Below are 5,640 nucleotides of genomic sequence, written 5' to 3'. Positions count from 1 at the left end.
GAGATTTTCTCCCGAGAGAAATGCCTCAAAGCTGAAGATGTGGGAAGTCCTGAAAGGGCTTTTCGCATCTTCGGCGTAGCCGAGGCTTGATGCTGGGAAAGACGAAGGATTTCCCAGCATCTTGTAGCTTGGTGTGAGTTTTGTAGTTAAACCCTTAATTATAAACCCTCAAATTAGCACCACTAACCTCAACTCTATAGGGTTTTAAAGGATATTGCCCAGCGCCAACTCCTGTATACAAGCTGTATTCTACATTATCGCAAGAACATTTTCCGTTAATTCCGTTTATAGTAAGTTGTGTACAATCGCTAGGGTATTGATTTGGGCAACTGGCTTCAAAAGCGCGATAATCATCGGTGCCTACTTTCATCATAATAATTCCTTTTATTCCTGCTCCAGCAGTAGTAATTAAAACTGGATTACTAGGATAATTAAGGTTATTATAAGAAGGTAAGTTCGTGTTTATAACTACCGAAAAAGAATAATTTGGCAAATACGGATTGTCATTTACCACCTTGTCTTTGTGGCAAGATAAAGTAAGAATAGTAATTATTAGAAGGAAATATCGTTTCATTTTAAATTTTTTTTAGCCTATTTCGTTAGAACAAATTTAATTTAATTAACTTTGTAATAGTATGATTGTCATATAAAATTACAAACTGAAATAAAAAATAATATCTTTGTCGAAAGAAATCCCGTCGCGATGGGATTTTTTCTATTTATATATAACGAATAAATTATGAGTACAGTATCTTATTATACAGCCGAAGGATTAAAAAAACTAAAAGACGAGTTAGAACAACTCAAAGCAATTGAGCGCCCAAAAGCGTCGGCAGATATTGCAGAGGCTAGAGATAAAGGTGATTTGTCTGAAAATGCCGAATACGATGCTGCAAAAGAAGCACAAGGTCTTTTAGAGTTGAAAATAAAAAAAATGGAAGAAGTATATTCTAACGCTCGTTTAATAGACGAGTCTCAGTTAGATGTTTCAAAAGCATTGGTTTTATCGCATGTGAAGATTAAAAATCAATCTAACGGAATGGAAATGTCTTACCATTTAGTTGCCGAAAGCGAAGCAGATCTTAAAACAGGAAAAATATCAGTAACTTCTCCTATCGGAAAAGGATTGCTAGGAAAATCTGTTGGGGAAATTGCCGAAATTACTGTTCCTAATGGAACTTTAAAATTTGAAATCTTAGAAATTACAAGAGATTAAAGAGGATTTTTAGACGATTAGATTTTTAGATTAAAATTTAACGAAAAGTCTAAAAATCTAAGTAGTCTAACTATCTAATAATCCAGAAATCTAACTATCTGAAAAAAATGTCAAGTATTTTTACCAAAATAGTAAACGGAGAAATCCCTTGTTACAAAATTGCAGAAGATGACAATTTTTTAGCTTTTCTCGATGTAAATCCCAATGCAAAAGGTCATACTTTGTGTATTCCGAAGCAAGAAATAAACAAAATTTTCGAGATAAACGATGATTTGTATTTGGGATTAATGGCTTTCGCCAAAAAAATCGCAGTCGCATTAGAAAAATCGGTTCCGTGCAAACGAATTGGTATGGCGGTTATAGGACTAGAAGTTCCTCACGCTCACGTGCACCTTATTCCGCTTAACGAAATGGACGAAATGCGTTTTCAGAATAAAGTAAGTCTTACACAAGAAGAATTTTTAGCTTTGGTTAAAGAAATTCAAGGAAATTTATAAATTTTATTTACATCAAACCATCGGTTATTACTGATGGTTTTTTAATTTAATAACAAATGAAAAAAATACTGATTTTAATACTATTCACAATGAGTTTAAACGTTGTTGCACAAAATACAATGTCTCCAGAATTATTATGGAAACTAGGACGAGTTACGGCTTTAGGAATTTCTAAAGATGGGAAAAACGTAATATATAGTGTTTCGACACCATCAATAGAAGAAAATAAATCTAGCTCGAAGTTTTATACCATTCCAGTAATTGGAGGAAACGCAACAGAAGTAAAAGACACGAAAGATTTATTAATAGACAAAAATATTTCTCCTGACGGAAAATATATCGTTTATAACGAAGAAGTAAAAATCGATAAAGTTCACGGAAAAGATTATTACCCAGAATTAGAAAAATCGAACGTTCAAATATACAACGGTTTAGATTATCGTCATTGGGATACTTGGAACGAAGGAAAATTTAACCACGTTTTTTATAAAGAAAACAAAGAAAAATCAGTCGGAATAGATCTTCTAAAAGGCGAAAATTTCGATTCACCGCAAAAACCATTTGGTGGCGACGAAGATTATATTTGGTCGCCAGACAGCAAAAGTATTTTGTATGTATGCAAAAAAGAAGCGGGAACAAAATATGCGATTTCGACCAATACCAATATTTATGAATACAATCTTGAAACTGAAAAAACCATCAATAGAACCGAAGCCAATTTAGGTTACGACACGAATCCGGTTTTTTCACCACAAGGAAATTTAACCTATTTACAAATGAAACGTGATGGTTACGAAGCCGATAAAAACGATATTATTGTCGATTTTAAAGGAATGAAAATGAACCTAACTGCAAATTGGGATAATTCAGTTTCTAGTTTTTCTTGGAGTAAAGACGGTAAAAAAGTATATTTTCTTGCGGCAATAGATGGAACACAACAATTATTTGAAGTTAATTTTCCAGGATTAACAAAAATTGCAATTACGGTAACTCAACTTACTTTTGGCGATTTCGATGTGCATGACATTGTAGATATTACTGCCGATAATGCGATTGTTACAAGAACAGACATGAATCACGCATTAGAAATTTATTCATACAACTTGAAGAAAAAAACATGGTTGCAACTCACAAAAGTAAATAATGACGCTTATGCTAAATTAAGTTTACCAAAGTACGAAAGACGTTATGTAACCACAACCGATAGCAAGAAAATGTTGGTTTGGGTGATTCTTCCTCCTAATTTTGATGCAACTAAAAAGTATCCAACATTGTTATATTGTCAAGGAGGACCACAAAGTCCGTTGACACAATCATATTCTTTCCGTTGGAATTTCTCACTTATGGCATCACAAGGTTATATCGTTGTAGCGCCAAACAGAAGAGGAATGTATGGTCACGGACAAGCTTGGAACGAGCAAATTTCTGGCGATTGGGGCGGACAAGTAATGCAAGATTATCTTTCTGCAATTGATGATGTTTCTAAAGAAAAATATGTAGACAAAACGCGTTTGGGTTGTGTTGGTGCTAGTTATGGTGGATATTCAGTGTTTTATTTAGCGGGAATTCACAACAACAGGTTTAAAAGTTTTATTGCCCACGATGGGGTTTTCAATACTCAAAGTATGTTTGGCACAACGGAAGAGGTTTTCTTTAATAACTGGGATTTTGGTGGTGCTTATTGGGAAAAAGACAATAGAATCGCACAACAAACCTATACTAAATTCAACCCTATAAATTATGTTGAGAAATGGAACACTCCAATTCTAATCATACAAGGCGGAAACGATTTTAGAGTACCCATCGGGCAAGGACAAGAAGCGTTTCAAGCAGCACAATTGCGAGGAATAAACAGCAGATTTTTATATTTTCCAGAAGAAAACCACTGGGTATTGAAGCCTCAAAATGCACAAGTTTGGCAAAAAGAGTTTTACAAATGGTTGAAAGAAACGTTGTAATATTAAAAACCTTCAATTAAAATTGAAGGTTTTTTTATTTCTTAATTAAAACCTAAATTGTTGTAAAATTAAAAAATAAGAAAGAACATTTTTTAATTTTACAAACCTTTAAAAGATAAAAACTATGAATACAATTAAATCAATATTTATTGCGACTTCATTAATCGTTAGTGCTTCAAGTTTTGCACAAGACAATTTAGTGAATTCATTAAAAATAAATGCTAGCGAAAAAAGCAAAGAAGCATTCAAATTTACCGATGTAATTAATCTAGAAAATACTTCTGTAAAAACACAAGGTTCTTCAGGAACTTGTTGGAGTTATTCAGCAAACTCATTTTTAGAATCAGAAATGATACGTATGGGAAAAAAACCAGTCGAATTATCACAAATTTTCTCTGCGCGTAATGCTTATGTAGAAAAGGGTAGAAATTACGTTCGTATGCATGGTGCAATTACACTTGGTGATGGTGGTGCTTTTCATGATGTGATGAATATGTATCGCAAGTATGGTGCAGTTCCTCAATCAGTTTATACGGGTTTAAATTACGGAACCGAGAAAAATAAATTTGGAGAAATGGCAGCTTTAGGTGAAGCTTTACTTGCTGCGGTTGTAAAAAATCCTAACGGAGAACTAACACCAAACTGGGAAAAAGCTTACGCAGCAGTTATCGATTCTTATTTAGGAATTGTACCAAAAACTTTCGATTATAACGGGAAAAAATATACGCCTGAGACTTTTGCAAAAGAGGTTGTAGGTATAAATGCCGACGATTATATAGAAATTTCGTCTTTACAAGAATACCCTTATTATTCGAAATTTGTATTGATGGTTCCAGACAACTGGTCGTTTGACCAAGTATATAATGTACAAATTAATGAATTGACAGATATTACAGATAATGCTTTAAAAAACGGTTATACTGTTGCTTGGGCTGGCGATGTGAGTGAAAAAACATTTAGTTGGAAAAACGGTGTGGCCTTTGTTTCTGAAAAGAAATTTGATGACATGAATGCCGAAGAAAAAGCAGATTTGTTTAATGGGCCTAAAAAAGAACCTGTAGTTACAGAAGAAATGCGTCAAAAAGGGTTTGATAATTACAATACTACAGACGATCACGGTATGCACATTGTGGGTATGTCTAAAGACCAAACTGGTAAAGAATATTATATTGTTAAGAATTCTTGGGGAACAACAAACGATTACAAAGGATATTTGTATATGAGTAAAGAGTTTGTAAAATACAAAACTACGGCTCTTATGGTTCACAAAAAATCGATTACTGCAGACATGGCTAAAAAGTTGAAAGTGTAACTTTAATCAAATTATTTATAAAAAGGGGAGTGTTTAAATTTAAACACTCCCCTTTTTTTGTAAAAGCACATAAAATCATGAAGTCCTACATTGTGGGGCTTTATGATTTATTAGTAATATGCTAATTTATTGTAAATTCTTTTATTTCTGTTTTTCCATCTTCAACAACTTTAATGGTATATGTTCCTTTTTTAAATTTCGAAAGATATATTGGAGAACCAATGGTTGATATCGTAAAAACCTTTTTACCTTTTTTATTAAAGAGCGAAATTTTTTTCGTAGTATATATATCAGAAACTATATAAATAAGTTTTCCATATTTTCGAGAATTATCATTAATAATTTTCAGACCTGATATATAGTTATTTTTTGGTATAGGTCCATCACTAAATGTTTCGATTGTGTTGGTTGGATTTACATTTATAGCGATTTCTTTGTTAGTAGTATTTGCTATACAACTAAGGCTTAATAGTAATAAAAAATAAATAGTTTTCATCTCGTTATGTGTTATTGTTTAATTTCGAGGCAAATTTAATTATAACTCTTTTTATAAAATTATTTAATCGTTGATAGTATTATTTTTTCGATTAAAAGCATAACTAATTAAATATTAACTATTTATGGTTAGTTGTTTTCTAACTAAAATTAGTGATATTG

At 32.4% G+C, this 5,640-nt stretch carries 6 protein-coding genes; 4 read left to right on the top strand and 2 right to left on the bottom strand.

What is annotated here, in order from left to right; translation table 11 throughout:
- Positions 1–154: 154 nt before the first annotated feature.
- Complete coding sequence (locus ACH2BG_RS12285; protein ID WP_395047984.1) at positions 155–574, bottom strand: hypothetical protein; 420 nt, start codon at positions 572–574, stop codon at positions 155–157.
- A gap of 165 nt (positions 575–739) precedes the next feature.
- On the opposite strand from ACH2BG_RS12285, the gene greA reads away from it, so the two are divergent.
- The 4 genes from greA (at position 740) to ACH2BG_RS12265 (ending at position 4,983) form a co-directional block, all read left to right on the top strand.
- Positions 740–1,216, top strand: coding sequence for a transcription elongation factor GreA (greA, locus tag ACH2BG_RS12280; RefSeq protein ID WP_395047983.1), 477 nt, complete (start codon positions 740–742; stop codon positions 1,214–1,216).
- A gap of 107 nt (positions 1,217–1,323) precedes the next feature.
- The gene (locus tag ACH2BG_RS12275; protein WP_395047982.1) at positions 1,324–1,713 is read left to right on the top strand and encodes an HIT family protein; all 390 of its coding nucleotides are present in this window, start codon (positions 1,324–1,326) and stop codon (positions 1,711–1,713) included.
- Positions 1,714–1,769: 56 nt separating this feature from the next.
- Positions 1,770–3,671: an alpha/beta fold hydrolase gene (locus ACH2BG_RS12270; protein ID WP_395047981.1), complete on the top strand. Its 1,902-nt coding sequence runs from the start codon at positions 1,770–1,772 to the stop codon at positions 3,669–3,671.
- A 124-nt stretch (positions 3,672–3,795) separates the two neighbouring features.
- The gene (locus ACH2BG_RS12265; RefSeq protein WP_395047980.1) at positions 3,796–4,983 is read left to right on the top strand and encodes an aminopeptidase C; all 1,188 of its coding nucleotides are present in this window, start codon (positions 3,796–3,798) and stop codon (positions 4,981–4,983) included.
- A gap of 121 nt (positions 4,984–5,104) precedes the next feature.
- On the opposite strand, the gene ACH2BG_RS12260 is transcribed toward ACH2BG_RS12265, so the two are convergent.
- Positions 5,105–5,479: a hypothetical protein gene (locus ACH2BG_RS12260; protein WP_395047979.1), complete on the bottom strand. Its 375-nt coding sequence runs from the start codon at positions 5,477–5,479 to the stop codon at positions 5,105–5,107.
- Between the last annotated feature and the right edge of the window lie 161 nt (positions 5,480–5,640).

Origin of the sequence: Flavobacterium sp., from assembly GCF_043779715.1 — a bacterium.
In the GTDB taxonomy this organism is placed as follows: domain Bacteria; phylum Bacteroidota; class Bacteroidia; order Flavobacteriales; family Flavobacteriaceae; genus Flavobacterium.
Note: the sequence above shows the minus strand (reverse complement) of the source record. Positions and strands in the feature narration are given on the sequence as shown.

Bases quoted from the DNA above. Each gene is read 5' to 3' on its own strand.
- ACH2BG_RS12285 (WP_395047984.1), bottom strand. From the start codon at position 574: ATGAAACGATATTTCCTTCTAATAATTACTATTCTTACTTTATCTTGC.
- greA (WP_395047983.1), top strand. From the start codon at position 740: ATGAGTACAGTATCTTATTATACAGCCGAAGGATTAAAAAAACTAAAA.
- ACH2BG_RS12275 (WP_395047982.1), top strand. From the start codon at position 1,324: ATGTCAAGTATTTTTACCAAAATAGTAAACGGAGAAATCCCTTGTTAC.
- ACH2BG_RS12270 (WP_395047981.1), top strand. From the start codon at position 1,770: ATGAAAAAAATACTGATTTTAATACTATTCACAATGAGTTTAAACGTT.
- ACH2BG_RS12265 (WP_395047980.1), top strand. From the start codon at position 3,796: ATGAATACAATTAAATCAATATTTATTGCGACTTCATTAATCGTTAGT.
- ACH2BG_RS12260 (WP_395047979.1), bottom strand. From the start codon at position 5,479: ATGAAAACTATTTATTTTTTATTACTATTAAGCCTTAGTTGTATAGCA.